This window comes from Bacillus sp. FSL R5-0443 (assembly GCF_038608285.1).
Lineage (GTDB): Bacteria > Bacillota > Bacilli > Bacillales > Bacillaceae > Bacillus > Bacillus velezensis.
This window is the reverse complement of record NZ_CP152013.1, coordinates 4028784-4049713: the sequence shown is the minus strand read 5'-3', so window position 1 is coordinate 4049713 and position 20930 is coordinate 4028784. Positions and strand designations below refer to the sequence as shown.

Sequence of the window (20930 nt, the reverse complement as noted above, 5' to 3'; positions counted from 1 at the left end):
GTGATAGATCATGAGAATGGTAGATCTTATTGTAAAAAAACAAAATGGAAAAGAACTGACAACCGAAGAAATTCAATTTTTCGTAAAAGGATACACGGACGGAAGCATCCCTGATTATCAGGCAAGCGCGCTGGCTATGGCGATTTACTTTCAGGATATGACAGATCAGGAGCGCGCCGATCTGACAATGGCGATGGTGAATTCAGGGGAAACGATTGATCTCTCCGCCATTGAAGGCATTAAGGTCGACAAGCACTCTACGGGCGGGGTCGGCGACACGACAACTCTCGTACTCGCACCGCTCGTCGCGGCGCTCGGCGTTCCCGTCGCTAAAATGTCCGGCCGCGGTCTTGGCCATACGGGGGGAACCATTGATAAGCTGGAAGCGATCGAAGGCTTCCACGTAGAATTGTCAAAAGATGAATTCATCAAGCTTGTGAACCGCGACAAGGTAGCCGTCATCGGACAAAGCGGCAATTTGACGCCTGCCGATAAAAAGCTGTATGCGCTGCGTGATGTAACGGGTACGGTGAACTCCATCCCGCTGATCGCAAGCTCAATTATGAGTAAAAAAATCGCCGCCGGAGCAGATGCCATCGTGCTTGACGTCAAAACGGGAGCCGGCGCGTTTATGAAAACGGATGAAGACGCCGTGAACCTCGCCAAAGCAATGGTCCGCATCGGAAACAACGTCGGCCGCCAGACGATGGCCGTGATTTCTGACATGTCGCAGCCGCTCGGTTTTGCGATCGGGAATGCCCTGGAAGTACAAGAAGCCATTGATACATTAAGAGGGGAAGGGCCTGAAGACTTAAACGAACTCGTCCTCACGCTCGGCAGCCAAATGGTCGTATTGGCGAAAAAAGCTGAGACATTGGAAGAAGCGAGAACAAAGCTTCAGGAAGTCATGAAAAACGGCAAAGCGCTTGAAAAGTTCAAAGAGTTCCTTAGCAATCAGGGAGGAGACGCTTCTGTCGTTGACGATCCGTCCAAACTTCCGCAGGCGGCGTACAAAATTGACGTTCCGGCAAAAGAAGCGGGTGTCGTTTCAGAAATCGTCGCTGACGAAATCGGCGTCGCAGCGATGCTGTTGGGCGCGGGACGTGCGACAAAAGAGGACGAAATCGATCTTGCCGTCGGCATTATGCTCCGCAAAAAAGTCGGTGACAACGTCGAAAAAGGCGAGCCGCTCGTCACCCTTTACGCCAACCGCGACAACGTTGACGACGTGACCGCCAAAGTCTATGACAACATCCGCATCTCAGAAAAAGCGGAAGCGCCGAAACTGATTCATACGCTGATTACGGAATAAGAGAAGAAAGGCACATACCTCATCAGTATGTGCCTTTTTTTATGGCATGGTTTTATCCAAATGAATGTCACGGACGGATTGTTTCGGCTGTTTCTTTCTCAAAAAACGAATGAGATAGCACAGGATCATACAAGGAATTCCGCAGAAGAGGGCGATTCTTTGATTGGGATCAAATGCAAGGCCTACGCATGAAGCGAAACATAAGATCACAGCGGCGATCGGAACGAGAGGGTATAACGGTGTGCGGAAGGTCAGATCCGAGACGCGTCCGCCGTTTTTCACATAATGTTTTCGAAATAACAGCTGAGACAGGGCGATGCTCATCCACACCACGACGCCGGCAAATCCGGCTATTGCCACGAGCACCACGTAGACCGTGCCCGGGGCGGCGATGCTTGAGATCAAGGATATGCAGGAAACGGCCATGCTGGCGAGCAGAGCATTCAGCGGAATGCCTTTCGGCGTGACTTTTTTGAACCGGGCGCTGATCATGTTTTCATTCGCAAGAGACCACAGCATCCGGGTGGAAGCATACAGTCCGGAGTTGGCGACCGAAAGCAAAGCCGTTAAAATCACGAAGTTCATGATATCTGCGGCGTATGGGATACCGATTTGGGAAAAGACCGCGACAAACGGACTTTCAATCACACCGGCTTCCTTCCAGGAGATCAGTCCGGACAGCACAAAAATGGCGCCGATAAAAAAGATGACCGTTCTCCAGGCGACATTTCGGATCGAACGCGGAATATCTTTTGCCGGATTGGCGGTTTCACCCGCTGTAATTCCAATCAGCTCCGTCCCTGAAAAGGCGAAACTTACGGAAATCATTGCAATGAAAACCGCAAGAAAGCCGTTCGGAAACAGCCCGCCGTGTGAGGTGAAATTCGACAGCATCGGAGCTTCACCCGAACCGTGCAATGAAATCAAACCGAACATCGCGGCGCCGCCTAAGATGATAAATAAAAGGATGGTAACGATTTTGACGCTTGAAAACCAAAACTCCGTTTCTGCAAACAATTTAACGGAGAATGCATTGGCGGCAAAAAGGAGAGCCGCGAAAATCGCGCTCCACATCCAGACGCTGCTGTGAGGAAACCAGCGCTGCATGAGGATACCGGAAGCTGTAAACTCCGATCCTACCGTCACCACCCAATTCACCCAATACATGATACCGACCATAAAACCCGTGGACGGCCCGATAAACGTTGTCGCATACGTTTGAAATGAACCGGTCACAGGCATGGCTACTGACAATTCTCCGAGACACTGCATGACAAGATACATCATCAAGCCCCCGATCAGGTAAGCGGCGATCGTCCCGCCCGGCCCGGCCTGGCTCAATGTATACCCTGTGCTCAAAAACAGCCCCGTGCCGATGACCCCTCCCAATGAAATCATAAATAAGTGCCTGCTTTTCATCGTGCGCTTGAGTTGATTGCCGCCTTGATCAACATCCATCGTGATCTCCCCCTTTTTGCGTGGCGTGAGAATCTTCCGGCAGCCGAGAGCACGCGTGCCGGATTTGACTTTAACGTGACAATTTAAATCCCTTTAATGCATGTAAAATGACGTGTGCGGCTGCCCGGCTTGTCATATCGCGAAAATCAAGTGTCGGATCAACCTCAACGATCTCAATACCCGAGATGTCAGCCTCACTGGCTAAAAACCGGACCGCCTGAAGCAGTTCTTCGGTATACAGGCCTCCTGGGCCGATCGCGGGGCAGCCGGGCGCATGAGCTTGATCCAGCACATCCATATCAACCGAAATAAAAATGGCGTCGGCTCTTTTTTGAACGGCCGGCAAGACCTCTTGTATCGTTCGGAGGAGCCCTTTCTCCCGGATCATCTCCATTGTATGCACGTCTGCCTGCCGCTCTTTTACATATTGTTCATATGCCAAGCTGTTGCTGAACTCCCTGATCCCAAGCTGAATCAGGTTTTGTCCGCTTATGATATTTTCATCTAACAGCCGGCGGAATGGCGTGCCGTTTGTCGGTCCGCCGTCTTCTGTGTTGCGGACGTCGTGGTGGGCGTCGAATTGAAAGACGGCTGTTGTTCCTTTCGTTTCCGCAATGGCTTTGATGGTGGAATAACTGATGGAGTTGTCGCCGCCGAGAATGACGGGCACCCAGTCAGGCTGGTCCGTCAGAATGTCATGAATGGTCCGATAAATGTGTTCGTGAGATGTGACGACATCCGTGACGTGAATCTGAATATCGCCGATATCGTACAGATGGTCAATGACATGCTCCCGCAGCTCCGCGGAATAAGCGGAAATCCCGCCGAGCGCCCGGCGGATCGCACCGGGTGCAAAGCAGGCGCCGGAATGGCTGATTGACGACTTAGAAAGCGGAACGCCGATCAAAGCCGGCCCTTTGATCGTTTGTCCCGCCCACGCTTCCGTCACATCGCCGATCCTTGTCACATGGCGGTCGTTGAAGAGGGAGCCGGCTTTTTGCAGAAACGGATACTTATCCAAGAGCGGCTCCCTCCCTTGAAACGACCGTCTTTCCGTTCTTGATGACACGGCGGACATGATTGACGCCGTAATGATACGGGATATACATGTAATTCGGCGCTTCCCAAATGACAATGTCAGCCGCCCGTCCGGCTTTAATTTGTCCGGCCTCTTCGCCTTTTCCGATCGCATACGCGGCATTAACGGTGACAGCGTGCCAGATTTCTTCTGCGGTCATTTTTAAATGGAGCGCGGCAATCGACATAATGAGCTGGAGATTTTCCGTCGGTGAGCTGCCCGGGTTGAAGTCAGTCGCCAAACTGACCCGTACGCCCGCATCAATCATCTCCCGGGCTCTTGCATAAGTGTGTTTGCCGAGATAGAAAGTCGTGCCCGGCAGCAGGACGGCGATTGTTCCGGACGCCGCTAGTTTTTCGATGCCTTCGTCAGACGCCCCCACCAAATGATCGGCAGAAACAGCATGCAGTTCTGCCGCCAATTCCGCGCCGCCGAGCGGGTCAATCTCATCAGCATGGATTTTCAGGCCGAAACCGGCTTCAGACGCCTTTTTCAGGTAGTCCCGCGACTGGCTGACGGTAAAGACGCCTGTTTCTGTGAAAATATCGGCAAATTGCGCGAGGCCTTTTTCTTTTATTTCAGGCAAAAGCTGCAGCATGCGATTCAGAAATTCGTCAGGGCTGTTCCGGTACTCAGGCGGAATGGCGTGTGCCCCCATAAAAGTTGTGACAAGGTCGACCGGCTGGTGTTCGCCCAGTTTTTTCGCCGCGGTCAGCTGTTTCAGCTCCGTGTCTTTGTCGAGTCCGTAGCCGCTTTTTACTTCTGCCGTCGTGATGCCGTATGACAGCATGCGTCCGAGGTGAAAAAGCCCTTTTTCAATCAGTTCTTCTTCGGAAGCGGCTTTCGTGTCTTTGACCGTTGACAAAATACCGCCGCCTTGCGCCAGAATATCCAAATAGGACATGCCCTGAATTTTTAAATTCAGTTCTTTTTCCCGGGACCCTCCGAATACAAGATGGGTATGGGGATCGACGAGGCCGGGGGTGACGAGCCGTCCCCCGCAGTCGATGATGTCTCTTGCCTCGTATCCTTCCTCCGCTCCTTGATGTCCGGCAAAAACAATGCGCCCGTCGGAAATGCCGATGACGGCATCTTCCGTGACATGAAGATCCTGCATGCTTCCGCCTGTTCGGGGGCCGCCGGATTCCATCGTCAGCAGCTGGCCGATGTTGGTGAGTATGGTATCTATTTGTTTCGGCATGTTACCGCTCCTTTTTCATCGGTATCATAATGTCTTGTTCCTCGGCGACTTGAGCCGCTTTTTCATAACCTGCGTCCGCATGGCGGATGATGCCCATTCCCGCGTGAAGGGAATACCCCATGCCGACGCCCCCGCCGTGGTGAAAAGAAACCCAGCTTGCGCCTGAGGCCGTGTTGATCAGCGCGTTCAGCACCGCCCAATCGCCGACCGCGTCGCTTCCGTCTTTCATCGCTTCTGTTTCCCGATTCGGAGAGGCGACAGATCCGCAGTCTAAATGGTCTCTTCCGATGACGATCGGGGCTTTCAGCTCGCCGTTTCTGACCAATTCATTGATGGCGAGCCCCATCTTTTCCCGTTCACCGTAGCCGAGCCAGCAAATACGGGACGGCAGGCCTTGGAATGTGACTTTTTTCTGTGCCATGTCAATCCAGCGGTGAAGGGCTTGATTTTCGGGAAACAGCTCTTTTAATAAAGCGTCCGTGCGGTATATATCTTCAGGGTCACCCGACAGCGCGGCCCAGCGGAACGGCCCTTTTCCTTCACAAAATAAAGGCCGGATGTAGGCGGGAACGAATCCCGGAAAATCAAAAGCATCGGCGAGACCCTCATCTTTGGCAGCCTGGCGGATATTGTTGCCGTAATCAAAGACGACGGCACCTTTTTTCTTGAAGGCGAGCATGGCTTCCACATGCTTTTTCATACTCTGCTTGGAAAGCCTTACGTATAATTCAGGCTGATCCCGGCGCAGGCGGTCGGCCTCTTCAAGTGAGTATCCTGCCGGAATATAGCCGATCAGCGGGTCGTGAGCTGAAGTCTGATCGGTCACGATGTCAATATGGACGCCGCGGTTCAAAAGCTCATGATGCATCTCAGCCGCATTACCGAGAAGGCCGATCGATAAAGGCTCTCCGGCTTGTCTGGCTGCTTCGGCCCAGCGCAGCGCTTCGTCAATTGATGCGGTTTTACGGTCGCAATAGTTTGTTTCAATGCGTTTATCAATCCGTGTTTCATCTGCTTCAACGGCGATGACGACGCCATCATTCATCGTGACGGACAGCGGCTGGGCGCCTCCCATTCCGCCAAGTCCGGCCGTCAGCGTAAGGGTTCCTTTCAGACTGCCGCCGAAATGCTGTCTCGCAAGCTCCGCAAAGGTTTCATAGGTGCCTTGCAAAATACCTTGTGAGCCGATATAAATCCAGCTTCCGGCCGTCATCTGCCCGTACATCATCAGCCCTTTTTTCTCAAGGTCATGGAAATGCTCCCAATCCGCCCATTTCGGCACGAGAACCGAATTAGCCAGCAGGACGCGGGGCGCGCGGCTGTGCGTGCGGAACAATCCGACCGGTTTTCCGGATTGGATCAGCAGTGTTTCATCATCTTTTAACATTTTGAGGGAACGCTCAATCGCGTGAAAAGCATCCCAGTTTCGTGCGGCCTTGCCTATGCCGCCGTATACGATCAGATCCTCCGGCTTTTCGGCAACCTCCGGGTCAAGGTTGTTTCGGAGCATGCGGAGCACGGCTTCCTGCTCCCATCCTAAGCATTCAAGTTCGGTGCCGCGGCCGGCGCGGATTGATTTCTTTACATCAGTCATCTTGTAAGTCCCCCTTCATTGGTCATCAGTTTTTGGTGATGCTCATTCGGCAGAAAAGACTCCTTCTTCAGCCAGTCACTCAGATGCTCGATGTCATAAGAAAACACGCGGTCTTCTTGTATGGACGGCACGATGTTTCTCATTTCGTGATAGAGCTGTTTTGTGTACGAGGCGCAATGTTCCGCACCCCGGTACTCCACGGCCTGCAGCGCGCAAATAGCTTCAACGGCAAGCACCCGTCTCGTATTCGCAATGATCTGGTAGGCGTGCCTTGAGGCGATGGTTCCCATGCTGACGTGATCCTCCTGGTTTGCCGATGAAGGAATGGAATCGACACTGGCGGGATGGGCCAGGGTTTTATTTTCTGACACGAGGGAGGCCGCCGCATATTGCATGATCATCGCTCCGGATTGTAAGCCGGGCTGAGGGCTCAGAAAGGGCGGCAGGTCATTCAGCTGCGGATTCACAAGCCGTTCGATCCGGCGTTCAGAAATATTCGCAAGCTCGGCCGCCGCCACTTTGAGAAAATCCATGGCAAAGGCGATCGGCTGTCCGTGAAAGTTTCCGCCTGAGATGATTTTGGCGCCGTCTTCGAAAATGAGCGGGTTATCTGTCGCGGCATTCATCTCAATTTCTAATTTTTCTTTTACATAGGCTAATGTCTGCCATGATGCGCCGTGGACTTGAGGAATACAGCGGATCGAATAGGCGTCCTGGACACGCAGCTCCCCTTGGACGGTCGTCAGCTTGCTGTCTGACAAGTAATAGCGGATTCGCTCTGCGACATCCATCTGTTCCTGATAACCGCGGGCGGCATGAATGTCCTCGTCAAACGCATCGATAATGCCCTGAAGGCCTTCGATCGTTAAGCTCGCGATCCGTTCCGACTGATAGGCCAGCTTTTCGGCCTCGAGGTAAGCGATCAGCCCCATCGCGGTCATGGCCTGCGTTCCGTTGATCAGCGCGAGCCCTTCCTTAGAGGTCAGGACGGCCGGCTGAAGGTTTGTCTGTTCTAAAGCATGAGCTGTCGGCATCCGGGCCCCTTCGTAAAAGACTTCGCCTTGACCGATAAGCGCCAGTGCGAGATGAGAAAGCGGCGCCAAATCCCCGCTCGCCCCCAGTGACCCTTGCTGCGGGATGACCGGGTGAATGCGATGATTGAGATACGCGAGCAGTTGATCAATCAGCTCAGTCCGCACGCCGGAAAAGCCTTTCAGCAGGGCATTGGCGCGCAAAAGCAGCATGGCCCGCGATACAGATTCCGGAAACGGATCACCGACGCCGCACGCGTGAGAAAGAATCAGATTCAGCTGCAGATCCGCGGCGTCTTCTTTTTGAATCAGCACATCGCTGAACTTGCCGAATCCCGTCGTAATCCCGTAAATGGTCTTCTCTTCTTGAACGATCCGTTCAACCGCCGCCCTGCTTTTTTTCACACGTTCCATGCTATCGGCAGATGCTTGAACCTCTTCAAAATCAAACAGCACACGCTGGGCATCTGCGGTTGTCAGTGAGGAACCGTCTAACGTCACCATCATTTCAACCCCTTTTCCTTTACTTTGGTAAAGCGCCCATACAAAAAGGAGCTATGCCATGAAAATGATATTTCATGCATAGCCCCCTATCATCTGAAATCTATGGGCTGATTCATATGTGATTAATTCCGACTCCGAATGTTTCGTGCTCAAGCCCCTTAATCGGAGCTCCGATCGTGCCGTAAAGTGAAACGGCGATCCAATCGCCTTCCGCCTCGCTTTCATACGGATTTCCCCGCAAGACGGCAAACTTCAGGCCCACGGTACGAAGCAGCGAGCCAAGCAGCATTTCGCCCCGCGTCACTCCGTGCAAAGCTTCCATTGTGGCATGATACAGCGCATGTGATTCGCGATAACCCTCAGATTGAATGACACCGCTCTTTTTGGAAGCGGTTTCAATTGCGGCTACCACCTTATGCGCATCCATTGAACCCACCCTGCCGAGGCAGACTTTCCAGCCGTCCCGTTCCAGCCGGCTGATCTGCTGGTTTTCTTCAGTCTCATGAAGCAGAAGAAGGACGGACAAGCGCCCGATGCGGCGGTCTTTGTGTAAGGTCATATATGCTTCACTCAATTCTTAAATATTCTGATAACTAGTAACTGTTTTTTATATTAAGTGTTTGCGAATCAGAAGTCAAAACTTTTTTTCCAGTCTTTCACAAATCAGATTGTTATCGAAGTAAAGCGGTACATCGCGAAGCCGGCGCTGTTGATCACATATTTCCGCCATCCGCGTCATAAAATGGAGCGTTGTCTTGAAAGCGTTTTAAGAAAAGAAGAGAGCGAGGAGATTTCAGAAAATGAAAACCAGTTTCTTTCGTGTGTGCCTGGTCTCAGCAGCGGTCATCGGGTTCACTCTGCCGCAGGCAAAAGCCCAGCATCCGGTTTTTTCAGAGGTCAGCGTGCATGATCCGTCCGTCATCAAAACAGGCGATACATATTATGTATTCGGCTCGCATTTGGCTTCCGCCAAGTCGAAAAATCTGATGCAGTGGCAGCAGATGTCTTCAAGCGTCAATCCCAATAATCCCCTGATCCCGAACGTCTACACCGAATTAAAAGAGACATTCGACTGGGCCCAGTCTGATACGCTGTGGGCGCCGGACGTCGCCCAGCTGTCTGACGGGAAATATTACATGTACTATAACGCCTGTAAAGGGGACTCGCCGCGATCCGCTCTCGGTGTCGCCGTGAGTGACAAGATCGAAGGACCCTACAAAAACAAAGGCATCTTTTTGAAATCGGGCATGGAAGGAAAAAGCGAAGACGGCACGACGTATCATGCAAACGTTCACCCGAACGTCGTAGATCCGCAAACGTTTTTTGACCATAAAGGCAAGCTCTGGATGGTGTACGGCTCTTACTCCGGCGGGATTTTCATACTGGAAATGAATCCGAAAACCGGTTTCCCGCTCCCGAACCAAGGCTACGGAAAAAAACTGCTCGGCGGAAATCACAGCAGAATCGAAGGCCCGTACATCAGCTACAATCCGGAAACGAAATATTACTATCTGTATCTGTCATTCGGCGGACTTGACGCAGCCGGCGGTTATCATATGCGTGTGGCGCGCTCTAAAAATCCGGACGGTCCGTACTATGACGCCGCAGGCCATAACATGCTTGATGCCAAAGGAAAAGACGGCAGTTTCTTCGACGACAAAGCAATTGAACCGTACGGGGTCAAACTCATGGGCGGCTACAGCTTCGCCTCACAATCTGAAAAAGGCACGGGCTACGTATCGCCGGGACACAACTCCGTGTTTTACGACGGGAAAATGAAACGATCATACCTCATTTTCCACACCCGTTTCCCGAACAGAGGCGAAGAGCACGAAGTCAGAGTCCATCGGTTGTACATGAACAAAGACGGATGGCCCGTTGCAGCGCCATACCGCTACGCGGGAGAACCGGATACACAGATATCGGCGGCCGCCGCATCCGGAACCTACAAACTCATCCAGCACGGAAAAGACATCACAGCTACGATCAAAAACCCAAAAAACATCCAGCTTAACAACGACGGCACCATTTCCGGGGAAATGACCGGAACCTGGACAAAAACGGACAGCAGCAAAGCCCGAATCAACCTGAACGGCACAAATTATGACGGCGTCTTCCTGAAAGAATGGGACTCAGCGAGAGAGAAAGAAGTTGTGACGTTTAGTGTGCTGAGCGGTGATGGGGAGGCTGTTTGGGGAGTGAAGTAAATTAGCACTTACTCCATTTTGGAGGGTGCTTTTTTCTTGCTAATTAGGAGAATGACCTTCTATTGCTTTTAATAAACCATTTGAATTATGATGGATTCAACCTCTATCGTTTACAGTGAACAGTATAAAATTGAAAAATTTGAATACATACCTAAGAAAAAACGAAAGGAATTTTAATTTTGAAAAAAACAATAAAAGTAGCCGCCGCAGTCATACAAAATGAAAACAATGAAATTCTATGTGCTCTACGTTCTCCAACAATGTCTCTGCCTAATCTGTGGGAGTTTCCTGGTGGAAAGCTTGAAGAAGGGGAGAATGCACGAGAAGCACTTGTAAGAGAAATTGAAGAGGAACTTGATTGTAAAATTGTTGCGGGCGATGTGATAGCCGATATTCATCATGAATATGAGAAGGTCATCGTCAATTTAATTTCAATAAAAGCGAAGATTGTATCTGGGAAGCCGGTAGCAAAAGAGCATGCGGAATTCAGATGGGTGCCTATACGTGAGCTAGAATCACTAGAGTGGGCACCCGCTGATCTTCCGACCGTATCTGCCTTAATTCGTTAAATCCACATACAAGTTTTCTGGGACAGGCTGATGGAGCTTCCATTTGACATTCATTGGCTTGTCTCCGTGGCTTGATACGTAATCCGCTTCTCCTACATAAATAAATGGTAAAGTGATGTTGTGCATTTCAGTGAATTTCCTCACAAATAAATGAATATGGTATCCTTTTTCCTTATGGTGAATAAAGTTTTGCCCTACGCTTGATGTATGTGAGGTTTGGTTTTGACTTTGCCAGTGAAAATGGCTAGGATCAATAAAATAATCTTTATATAGCAAATGATCTTCTACTTTTTCTGACTTATTCAAATTGATAAAGATTAAATAGTGATTTTTAACTCTACGTACACCCTCTCGCCAAGTCCCTTCCTGATCAGTTGACTGAAAAAGATAAATGAGCTCATTTCTTGTATAGGTTTGATACATTGTAAGCTTAATCTCTTTTGAAGCAAGGGCTTCTATATTGTTCATACGTCTAAATTCAATCAGTCCATAGTGGACGCGCTCCTTAATATACGGTCCGAATAATGGATCGTTTAATATCTCGCTCACTTCTGGATCTAACTTGAATGTATCACCTTGTAATGTACCAAAGCGCCAATTCTGTTTTTGATCTGATTTCGTTAAACGCTCCATTGCTCGCTGAATGAGGTCATCATGTGTATCTGTTGTGATTTGAATATGAAACTGTTTTTCTAACGATTCTTTTACATCTTCTATTGTGATGATATTTTTGTGAAAACCGCTCTGTAAAATTAACCATTCATAAGGCCATTTAATAGGTAATTGCTGTTCTAATTTTGCTACTATCCCTACAACCAAGGGGTTATTGAGAATTGCTTCATCTGTAACATTCAAATCGTCCATCTTCTTTTTGGTCTGTACCCACGATTTGTATTTCTTTATAAAAAAGGTAAGCCCAGGTGCCTGTTCAGAGTATAGAAAATCAATTAATTCTGGAGAGCGTCCTAGCTCTTGTTTAAATTGCTTGTATAACGTTTTCAGCATGGCATCTGAATTTAGTTTAATATGATCGATCTTATTTAAAATTTCTTTCTTCGTTACGGCTGAAAGGTCAACATAAGATCCCCCAGGTAAATCTGAAAACTCATGCGTCACGGCCACTCGGAGGGAATCTTTATCAAACGATTTTTGGCTTGTTTGTCCAGATAGTGCGAGTGGAATAACGAATGACTTTTGATAGTTTCCGATAAAATCCAGTATCGTTACAAACTCTTTGTCGTCAATTTTTCTAAGTCCCCGTCCTAATTGCTGAATGAAAATCGTTGGTGATTCTGTTGGTCTAAGGAACAATAGTAGATTGAGTTTTGGAATATCTATTCCTTCGTTGAAAATATCTACTGTAAATATAAGTTCTAAACTGTGGTGCGGGTCCTCCAAATGACGAATGACCTCTTGTCTTTTTGCAGGAGAATCCTTTCCTGTTAAGTAAGTTGTATAAAATCCCAATTTATTAAATTCATCACTCATGTATATTGCGTGTTCGACGTTTGTACAGAAACCTAAGCCAACCATTTTCTCGCCGTGGAATCCATACATGTTGATCATCTTGATGATATATTCTACTCGTTTATGAGTTTTTAAATGATCTACTAGCGATTTCTCTTCGTACAGTCCATTTTTTACTTTTACTTTTTCGTAATCTACAGTGTGATCTGAAATTCCAAAATAGTGAAATGGTGCAAGTAGCTCTGCCTTTAGAGCATCGCGGAGTCTGATTTCGTAAACAACATTATGATCACAAATCTGAAGCACATCTTTACCGTCAAGACGCTCTGGTGTTGCAGTTAAACCTAATAAAAACTTTGGTGTAAAGTAGTTTAATACAGCTTGATAGGTAGATGCTTCTGCATGATGGAATTCATCAATCACAATGTAGTCAAATTCATCTGTTGAAAAGGATTCCAATGTTTCTTTTTTATGTAGCGTTTGTACAGTGCTAAATAAAAAACGCTTATCTCTTTCTTTTTTCGTTCCAGTCAATAAACCAAAATCTTCATGATTATTGGTGACTTTTTGGAATGTTTCGATTGCTTTTGTAAGTAACTCTTCCCGGTGGGCAAGAAAAAGATATTTATTTGGTTTAAATTGGTCAAAATCAAATGCTGCTAAAAATGTTTTTCCGGTTCCAGTGGCGGCGATGATGACTGCTTTTGTCTCCCCTTCGTTTCTTGTTTTTTTAAGGTTTCGTAACGCTTCCTTTTGCATGGCATTCGGCGACATTTTCGTTTTGTAAAGAGAGTTTTGAGCAGCAAAGGAAGCACTTACCTTTTGGCTTCCTGCTTGGAATTCCTCATAGGCTTGTAAAAATTGTTCGTCAACAGGCTGTGTCTTTTCATTCCAAACAGTGTCAAACAAATCTTTTGTTTGTTGATAAACGGGGAGATATCTGGTTTCAGGTAGTCTAACATTTAACTCATACCCGGTCGTAAGGGCAGCTTGTGATAGATTTGAAGATCCTACAATGACACTATGCTGTCCAGAACAGCGTTCAAATAAGTATGCTTTCGTATGGAAAGATTTTTTATATTCATTTACAATTTTCAACTCAACATTTTCAAATTGAAGAAGATGTCTTAACGCTTTCGGTTCTGTAATACCCATATAGGTAGATGTAATGATGCGTACAGGGACATGTCTTTTAGCAAGCTCCTGAAGCGGAGGGATCAAAAGCTGAACACCAGACCACCTTGTAAAACTAACCATAAAGTCTACCCGATCCGCCGTTAACATCTCGTGTTTTAATGCTTTGAAAAAGTTATCATGAGTTTGATGATTTCCTAGCAGTTTCAGACGATGTAGAGAAAATTCCTCTGAAATAGGAAGTTCCATTTCGTTTAAACTATAAAGCACTGTGGAAAGTGGTAATGAAAAATTCGTATGTTGTCCAAGCTGAGAGGCAACTTTCTCGCTCAGCTGAATCGCTTGTTCATATTGATCTTGATCCACAAGTGTTTGAAATGTCTCGCTCAGTTGTTTTGCCGTATGTAAAGTCAAAACCTCTGCATATTCTTTAGGGCTAACCGGTTGAATGCGATGTGATGTTGGATAAAGTTTTTGTTGTTGCTGAATTTCCTCATGGAAGCCTCTATGATTTCTCATCATAATCTCCTTTTTTATATCAATAATTCCATTTTATCACTACTCTTACCAATAGGTAATACTAAAAAAGAAGAGAATAAAGTCCTATTTATTAAGCGCTAAAAAAATAACGCTGAGGTAGTTTGGTGGAGTATGGAGTATTCTTACATTGAAAATGAGGTTACTGTTGAGGTAATGGGCATGAATTGACTGCATGATCTAGTATTTGCTCTTATCAACTGGAAGCAGGTACTACTTTAACCGTTGTGGACAAACTAGAGAAGTGTGCAATTAAAGTAGAGAAGAGGAATTAGGGCGCAATTTAACTTAAAGCTACTTTATCAGAGGTACTTAACATGAGGGTTCTTTTAGTTAATATAGTAGATGGGAACAATATTTTAATGCCTTTATATATTTGACTAGTATATTTTTAAAAATGTAAGCGTTGACACCCAATAAATCCAGTGCTAAAGTATACATATCAACCCAATATCATTCACCTAGGATTGTTACTGCAAACCGCAGGCAAAACCTAAATTGCGTCAGACAGGGGGAGACTCCCGTGTTCTGTGCAGTTTGGGTTTTTTTTATACCCTTTTTTTCGGAGGTGATGCTGATTTCATAACAAAAAAAGCCGGAGAAAGGCGGGCACCTTTCGTCCGGCGGTTCCCCCATTTTTAAGGAGGTATACTCATGGACTATCATAAAATATCAAAAGAGATTTTACAACTTGTCGGCGGGGAGGAGAATGTTCAGAGTGTCATCCATTGCATGACGCGGCTTCGTTTTAATTTGTATGACAATGCGAAAGCAGATCGGAGCGGGCTGGAACAGATGGAAGGCGTGATGGGGACAAATATCAGCGGCGGGCAATTTCAGATCATTATCGGCAATCATGTGCCGAAGGTGTATCAGGCTTTGATGGAGAGCAGCGGGCTCAGTGATGAAAGCGCAAACAAAACTTCGAAGCAGAAGAAAAATGTGCTGAGTGCCGTATTTGATGTGATTTCCGGTGTGTTTACACCGATTCTGCCGGCCATTGCCGGAGCCGGCATGATAAAAGGGCTTGTCGCGCTAGCGGTGACATTCGGCTGGATGTCGGAGAAGAGCCAGACTCACAGCATTCTCACGGCTGTCGGTGACGGTGCGTTTTATTTTCTGCCGCTTTTGCTTGCGGTAAGCGCGGCGAGAAAATTCGGATGTAATCCGTACGTGGCGGCCGCTGTGGCGGGTGCGATTCTGCATCCGGATTTAACGGCCCTGCTTGGAGCAGGGAAAAGCATCTCCTTTATCGGTCTTCCTGTAACCGCTGCCACGTATTCATCGACAGTGATCCCGATTTTGCTGGCGATATGGCTGATGTCCTATGTAGAGAAAGGAATTGACCGCATCACGCCTTCTTCTTTGAAATTGATTGCCGTTCCGATGCTTACGCTTGTGATCGTCGTGCCTGTCACCCTGATCACAGTCGGCCCGCTCGGCGCGATTCTCGGGAATTACCTGTCTGTCGGCGTCAATGATTTGTTCAATCATGCGGGCATTGCCGCGATGATTCTGCTTGCCGGCACATTTTCCCTCATTATTATGACCGGTATGCATTATGCGCTTGTGCCGATCATGATCAATAACATCGCCCAAAACGGACATGATTACATTCTGCCCGCGATGTTTTTGGCGAATATGGGGCAGGCCGGCGCGTCATTTGCGGTTTTCTTAAAATCAAAAAACAAAACCTTCAAATCGCTGGCGTTTACGACGGGCATTACGGCATTGATGGGCATTACCGAACCCGCGATGTACGGCGTTAACATGAGATTGAAAAAACCGTTCGCGGCAGCATTAATCGGCGGCGCGGCAGGCGGAGCTTTTTACGGTGTAACGGGCGTCGCTTCCTACATTGTCGGCGGAAACGCCGGTCTGCCGAGCATTCCGGTCTTTATCGGGCCGACGTTTCTTTACGCGCTGATCGGGCTTTTTATCTCGTTTGCGGCCGGTATTGCGGCGGCACTGCTGATCGGGTTTGAGGATGTACAGTCCGAACGGGACGAAGCGTCTGAAGCGCCGGGGGTGACGGCAGGCGGAGAAATCATTCACAGCCCGATTAAAGGCGAAGTGAAAGCATTAAGCGAAGTGAACGACAGCGTCTTTTCCGGCGGAATGATGGGAAAAGGTTTTGCGATTCTGCCTGAAGAGGGCGCAGCGGTTTCTCCCGTAGAAGGGAGGGTGACAGCCGTATTTAAAACAAAGCACGCCATCGGCATTACGAGCACCCGGGGAGCCGAGGTTCTCATTCATATCGGGCTTGATACCGTCCGGCTGGATGGCAGGCATTTTGAGATGCACGTCAAAGAAGGCGATACTGTCGCGCCGGGAGATCTGCTGATTACTTTTGATATCGACGAGATAAAGGCTGCCGGTTTTGACGTGATCACGCCGGTCATCATTACGAATACGGATCAATATTCATTTACAGACGTGAAAAAAAGCGGAATGGTCAAACCGAACGAAGCGCTTCTGGCGTTATCCTGAAAAAGAGGTGGAGAAAACATGAAGAGATTTCCGGAAGGTTTTTTATGGGGCGGCGCAACGGCTGCCAATCAGATTGAAGGAGCTTATAAAGAAGGAGGCAAAGGACTTTCTACGGCGGATGTCTCCCCGGACGGCATTATGTCTCCGTTTCATGAGACAGACGATGCGCTGAATCTGTATCACGACGCGATTGATTTTTATCACCGCTATCAAGAGGATATCGCCCTGTTTGCGGAGATGGGCTTTAAAGCGTTCCGCACCTCCATTGCGTGGACGAGAATCTTTCCGAACGGTGATGAAACAGAACCGAACGAAGAAGGGCTGCAATTTTACGACCGTTTGTTTGACGAATTGAGAAAACATCAGATAGAACCGGTCGTCACGATTTCTCACTATGAGATGCCGCTCGGTCTTGTGAAAAACTACGGCGGATGGAGAAACCGCCGGACGGTCGATTTCTATGAGCGGTACGCCCGCACGGTTTTCACCCGTTATAAAGACAAGGTGAAATATTGGATGACCTTCAATGAGATCAACGTCGTTCTTCACGCTCCGTTTACAGGCGGCGGTCTTATATTCCGGGAAGGCGAAAATAAACAAAACACGATGTACCAAGCGGCCCACCATCAATTTGTGGCGAGCGCGCTGGCGGTAAAAGCAGGCCATGAGATCATCCCGGATTCACAGATCGGCTGCATGATCGCCGCGACGACGACGTATCCGATGACGCCGAAGCCGGAGGATGTATATGCTGCTTTGCAAAAAGAGCGGAGCACGCTGTTCTTTTCTGATGTACAGGCGAGGGGCAGCTATCCGGGCTATATGAAACGCTTCTTTAAAGAAAACGGAATTACGATCGAGATGAAGGAAGGGGACGAGGCGCTCCTGAAAGAACATACGGTGGATTACATCGGCTTCAGCTACTACATGTCGATGACGGCCAGCACGGCGCCTGAGGATCTGGCGCAATCTAAGGGAAATCTTCTCGGCGGCGTGAAAAACCCGTACCTGAAATCTTCCGAATGGGGCTGGCAGATTGATCCGAAGGGCTTGCGCATCACCTTAAACACGCTGTACGACCGTTATCAGAAACCGCTCTTCATCGTCGAAAACGGACTCGGCGCGGTTGATCAGCCGGAGGAGGACGGAACCATTCAGGATGACTACCGCATCAATTATCTGCGTGATCATTTAATAGAGGCAAGAGAGGCGATTGAAGACGGCGTCGACCTGATCGGCTACACGTCGTGGGGGCCGATTGACCTCGTCAGCGCCTCAACGGCAGAAATGAAAAAACGCTACGGCTATATCTATGTCGACCGCGGCAATGACGGAAAAGGCACGTTTGAAAGAAAGAAAAAGAAAAGTTTTTATTGGTATAAAGACGTCATCGCCACAAACGGAGAAAGTCTGTAAGCGCAATGTTCCGGAGAAAGCCGGCAAAATTGACATTCAGCAAAGAGAGGAGGACAATAAAAGCAGAAAGGCGGGATTCATATGTTTAAAAAAATTCTTGCAGCAGTAGACGGTTCAGACATGAGCAATAAAGCCCTGGACGCAGCGATCCATCTGGCGAAAGAACAGCAGGCTGAACTCACCATTCTCTATGCGGGACGTGAAGCCGTTGTCTCCACATCAGCTTTAACCGGGATTGTCTATGTTCCGGAAAACTTCATTGAAGACATCAAACATGAAGTCGAGCAAAAAGGAGCGGCCATTCTGGAAGATGCCAAGCAGAAAGCGGCTGAAAGCGGAGTAAACGCGGAAAGCCTGTACGTCCAAGGCGAACCTGCGCATCAAATTTTAAACATAGCGAAAGAACAGCATTTCAATCTGATTGTCGTCGGAAGCCGCGGAATCAGCGGATTTAAAGAAATGATGCTCGGAAGCGTGAGCCATAAGGTCTCACAATTGTCTCCTTGTCCTGTACTGATCGTTCATTAAACAGAAGACCCTGCTGATGCGGGGTTTTTTTCATGAGAAAAGACCGCCGGTTTTCGAAAAATAGGGTGAAATCTTCCTCTGAATCAAGTAAAATGGCTGTTAGTATTTGTCTGAATAAACAGTCAATGATATGGAGGAAGCAAATCAATGCAAGCTGAACAAACATCAAATGCCGTCATCAAAATGGTCATTTCCATGGTCATTTTCGGATCAATCGGCTTTTTCTCGGAACATACGAATGTGCCTTCAATTGAACTGGTCTTTGTGAGATGTCTGTGCGCCTCATTGTTTCTGGGCGTTTGCTGGTTTGGTTCCGGACGGTACCGCACCGAACAATGGAACCGGCGGGAGGTGCTGCAGACACTGGCCTGCGGATTTTTTCTCGTGCTGAACTGGGTGTTTTTATTTAAATCGTTTGAGGAGACATCAGTGACGATAGCGATTTCCGTTTATCATTTGGCTCCGGTTCTCGTCCTTCTTCTGGGGAGCCTTATATACCGGGAGAAACTGCATATGGTGTCCGTCACTTCCATCGTAATTTGTTTTCTGGGCACCGCCCTGATTTCCGGCATCAACGGAAGTACATCATTTTCTCAGCTGATGGGATCGGGTATTATTTGGGCCGTGCTGGCCGCTCTTTTTTATGCTTTTACGACACTGGCCGGGAAAGGCATCAACAGCCTCAGCCCATACGCCGTCACCTGTTTGCAGACCGGATTGGGCGTTATCATTCTTCTTCCGTTCGTCCGTTTCGGCGCTTTTTCTGATTTGTCGCATGTGAACTGGATCATGATTGTGTCGACCGGTATCATCCATACGGGAATTGTGTATTTGCTCTTTTTTGACAGCTTGCGGTTTTTATCCACCCGGTTTATTTCAATCATCGTATTTCTTGATCCGGCGGTGGCGATTGTGCTTGACACCGTATTTACGGGATTTCGCCCCGACCTTTATCAATCTTTGGGGATTGTATTGATTTTTGCGGGAATGGCGCTGTCCCTGATTCGAAAGCAAAAAGCCGTGCCGGCGGAAACTCAGGCAGACAGCACCCGTATATAGGCGGCCATACCGGCTGCTTTTTTTGTTTTGGGGCTTTTCAGCTATAACGAAAAAGCAGACAAACAGATCATGGAAAAAGAGGATAGTAATTGTATAATACTTCTTGTGTTTACAATTTAAGAGATTAAAGGAGTGAAGGGCATGATAAAGAAGACGCGTCATCTCGCTTTCTTGGCTGCACTCGGCTTTGCGCTTTGTCTGGCCATCGTATGTTCCGTATCAAAGCAGGCAGAAGCGGCAGCGGCTTATCCGGATGTGATGCAGGGACTTACCGGATTCGCGGGCAATGCGAAGGATCATAACGGAAAAGCAAAATCTGCCGTATCGGGAGGCCAGGGCGGCCCCGTCGTCTACGTCAGCAATCTCAATGATTTGAAAAACAATGCGGGCGGAACGGATCGCAAAACCATCGTCATCACAAGTGATATTTCTTCCCCGGGTAAAGCCGTTGTGACAGTCGGCGCCAATAAAACCATCGTCGGCTCTTATACCAGCCACAGGCTGACCAACATCTATCTGACCACCGGCTCCGGCTCAAACAATGTGATTTTCAAAAATCTCATTATCAGCCATAGTGCCGCCATTACAGGCAACAACGATATTCCGATGTACATAGCGAACGGACAGAATTACTGGATTGACCACGTGTGGTTTGAAGGACACAGCTACAATCCGAACAGCCACAGTGATTTGGGAAAGCTTCTGTATGTCGGCGCCAAAGCGGATTTTGTGACGCTGTCTAACTCTAAATTCACAGACCATCTGTACGGCCTGATTCTCGGTTATCCGAATGATGATAACGAAGGACGCAATTATATCGGCTATCCGCATATGACGATCACCAACAACTATTTTAATAACGTCTATGTGCGTTCACCGGGCCTGATGAGATACGGCTATTTTCACGCGAAAAACAACTATGTGACCAATTTCAATTTAGGATTCACCATTCATACAAACGCGACTGTCTTCTCAGAAGCCAACTATTTCGGTAACGGAAATGAAAAAGGCGGAATGATAGACGACTACGGGACGGCCCAATTCACCGACATCGGTTCATTCCCGTCGCTCAAAGCCCCGAAATCACCGCGCACCGGCTGGAATCCGAGATCAAATTACAGCTATGGCACCCTTTCAGCCCAGGACGCCAAAAACTTCGCCCAATCTTACGCGGGAGCGCAAAATACAAATCTCCGCTATCCATAATACGAAAAACCGCCGGCAGCCGGCGGTTTTTTTATATGAATAAAAGGTTCAAAATCCCTATAATCCTTAAAATAACCTTAAATACCTAGGAAAATATTGATAAACAATTTCAATAATATTACTATTGTTAAGCCTATAT

At 48.1% G+C, this 20930-nt stretch carries 15 protein-coding genes; 8 read left to right on the top strand and 7 right to left on the bottom strand.

Annotated elements, in window-relative coordinates; translation table 11 throughout:
- Positions 1 to 10: 10 nt before the first annotated feature.
- Positions 11 to 1312, top strand: coding sequence for a pyrimidine-nucleoside phosphorylase (locus NYE28_RS20410; protein WP_025285525.1), 1302 nt, complete (start codon positions 11 to 13; stop codon positions 1310 to 1312).
- A 39-nt stretch (positions 1313 to 1351) separates the two neighbouring features.
- Here the strand turns inward: NYE28_RS20410 and NYE28_RS20405 are convergent, their stop codons facing one another.
- From NYE28_RS20405 to hutP, 6 genes are all read right to left on the bottom strand, one after another.
- Complete coding sequence (locus tag NYE28_RS20405; protein ID WP_007407815.1) at positions 1352 to 2770, bottom strand: amino acid permease; 1419 nt, start codon at positions 2768 to 2770, stop codon at positions 1352 to 1354.
- Positions 2771 to 2840: 70 nt separating this feature from the next.
- Positions 2841 to 3791, bottom strand: coding sequence for a formimidoylglutamase (gene hutG / locus NYE28_RS20400; RefSeq protein ID WP_047936324.1), 951 nt, complete (start codon positions 3789 to 3791; stop codon positions 2841 to 2843).
- Entirely contained in the window at positions 3784 to 5049 is a 1266-nt protein-coding gene (gene hutI, locus NYE28_RS20395; protein ID WP_099567214.1) for an imidazolonepropionase, read from the bottom strand. Before hutI ends, hutG begins: the two co-directional genes overlap by 8 nt.
- A 1-nt stretch (position 5050) precedes the next feature.
- A complete protein-coding gene (gene hutU, locus NYE28_RS20390) occupies positions 5051 to 6643 on the bottom strand; it encodes a urocanate hydratase (protein WP_342490236.1) in 1593 nt (530 codons plus the stop codon).
- On the bottom strand, positions 6640 to 8178 hold the full coding sequence (gene hutH / locus NYE28_RS20385) for a histidine ammonia-lyase (RefSeq protein WP_064108000.1): 1539 nt from the start codon (positions 8176 to 8178) through the stop codon (positions 6640 to 6642). The genes hutU and hutH overlap by 4 nt, the downstream gene beginning before the upstream one ends.
- Positions 8179 to 8290: 112 nt before the next feature.
- Entirely contained in the window at positions 8291 to 8737 is a 447-nt protein-coding gene (gene hutP, locus NYE28_RS20380) for a hut operon transcriptional regulator HutP (RefSeq protein ID WP_004393292.1), read from the bottom strand.
- A gap of 241 nt (positions 8738 to 8978) precedes the next feature.
- Here hutP and NYE28_RS20375 point away from each other — a divergent pair, with 241 nt between their 5' ends.
- Together NYE28_RS20375 and NYE28_RS20370 are read left to right on the top strand one after the other, a co-directional pair.
- A complete protein-coding gene (locus tag NYE28_RS20375; RefSeq protein WP_337681117.1) occupies positions 8979 to 10385 on the top strand; it encodes a glycoside hydrolase family 43 protein in 1407 nt (468 codons plus the stop codon).
- 179 nt (positions 10386 to 10564) lie between these two features.
- Positions 10565 to 10954 (top strand): (deoxy)nucleoside triphosphate pyrophosphohydrolase, encoded by a 390-nt coding sequence (locus tag NYE28_RS20370; protein ID WP_007407807.1) that lies wholly within the window; start codon positions 10565 to 10567, stop codon positions 10952 to 10954.
- Here NYE28_RS20370 and NYE28_RS20365 read toward each other — a convergent pair.
- Positions 10943 to 14074: a DUF3427 domain-containing protein gene (locus tag NYE28_RS20365; RefSeq protein WP_337681118.1), complete on the bottom strand. Its 3132-nt coding sequence runs from the start codon at positions 14072 to 14074 to the stop codon at positions 10943 to 10945. The two genes, NYE28_RS20370 and NYE28_RS20365, sit on opposite strands and share 12 nt — an antisense overlap.
- A 672-nt stretch (positions 14075 to 14746) precedes the next feature.
- On the opposite strand from NYE28_RS20365, the gene NYE28_RS20360 reads away from it, so the two are divergent.
- The 5 genes from NYE28_RS20360 (at position 14747) to NYE28_RS20340 (ending at position 20791) form a co-directional block, all read left to right on the top strand.
- Positions 14747 to 16582, top strand: coding sequence for a beta-glucoside-specific PTS transporter subunit IIABC (locus tag NYE28_RS20360; RefSeq protein WP_337681119.1), 1836 nt, complete (start codon positions 14747 to 14749; stop codon positions 16580 to 16582).
- 18 nt (positions 16583 to 16600) lie between these two features.
- Positions 16601 to 17998: a 6-phospho-beta-glucosidase gene (locus tag NYE28_RS20355; protein ID WP_015240882.1), complete on the top strand. Its 1398-nt coding sequence runs from the start codon at positions 16601 to 16603 to the stop codon at positions 17996 to 17998.
- 81 nt (positions 17999 to 18079) lie between these two features.
- Positions 18080 to 18526: a universal stress protein gene (locus NYE28_RS20350; RefSeq protein ID WP_007407802.1), complete on the top strand. Its 447-nt coding sequence runs from the start codon at positions 18080 to 18082 to the stop codon at positions 18524 to 18526.
- Between the two features lie 147 nt (positions 18527 to 18673).
- Positions 18674 to 19585 (top strand): DMT family transporter, encoded by a 912-nt coding sequence (locus NYE28_RS20345; protein ID WP_012118812.1) that lies wholly within the window; start codon positions 18674 to 18676, stop codon positions 19583 to 19585.
- Between the two features lie 141 nt (positions 19586 to 19726).
- Positions 19727 to 20791: a pectate lyase gene (locus tag NYE28_RS20340; protein ID WP_033574322.1), complete on the top strand. Its 1065-nt coding sequence runs from the start codon at positions 19727 to 19729 to the stop codon at positions 20789 to 20791.
- Positions 20792 to 20930: the final 139 nt, after the last annotated feature.

Bases quoted from the DNA above. Each gene is read 5' to 3' on its own strand.
- NYE28_RS20410 (WP_025285525.1), top strand. From the start codon at position 11: ATGAGAATGGTAGATCTTATTGTAAAAAAACAAAATGGAAAAGAACTG.
- NYE28_RS20405 (WP_007407815.1), bottom strand. From the start codon at position 2,770: ATGGATGTTGATCAAGGCGGCAATCAACTCAAGCGCACGATGAAAAGC.
- hutI (WP_099567214.1), bottom strand. From the start codon at position 5,049: ATGCCGAAACAAATAGATACCATACTCACCAACATCGGCCAGCTGCTG.
- hutU (WP_342490236.1), bottom strand. From the start codon at position 6,643: ATGACTGATGTAAAGAAATCAATCCGCGCCGGCCGCGGCACCGAACTT.
- hutH (WP_064108000.1), bottom strand. From the start codon at position 8,178: ATGGTGACGTTAGACGGTTCCTCACTGACAACCGCAGATGCCCAGCGT.
- hutP (WP_004393292.1), bottom strand. From the start codon at position 8,737: ATGACCTTACACAAAGACCGCCGCATCGGGCGCTTGTCCGTCCTTCTT.
- NYE28_RS20375 (WP_337681117.1), top strand. From the start codon at position 8,979: ATGAAAACCAGTTTCTTTCGTGTGTGCCTGGTCTCAGCAGCGGTCATC.
- NYE28_RS20365 (WP_337681118.1), bottom strand. From the start codon at position 14,074: ATGAGAAATCATAGAGGCTTCCATGAGGAAATTCAGCAACAACAAAAA.
- NYE28_RS20360 (WP_337681119.1), top strand. From the start codon at position 14,747: ATGGACTATCATAAAATATCAAAAGAGATTTTACAACTTGTCGGCGGG.
- NYE28_RS20355 (WP_015240882.1), top strand. From the start codon at position 16,601: ATGAAGAGATTTCCGGAAGGTTTTTTATGGGGCGGCGCAACGGCTGCC.
- NYE28_RS20350 (WP_007407802.1), top strand. From the start codon at position 18,080: ATGTTTAAAAAAATTCTTGCAGCAGTAGACGGTTCAGACATGAGCAAT.
- NYE28_RS20345 (WP_012118812.1), top strand. From the start codon at position 18,674: ATGCAAGCTGAACAAACATCAAATGCCGTCATCAAAATGGTCATTTCC.
- NYE28_RS20340 (WP_033574322.1), top strand. From the start codon at position 19,727: ATGATAAAGAAGACGCGTCATCTCGCTTTCTTGGCTGCACTCGGCTTT.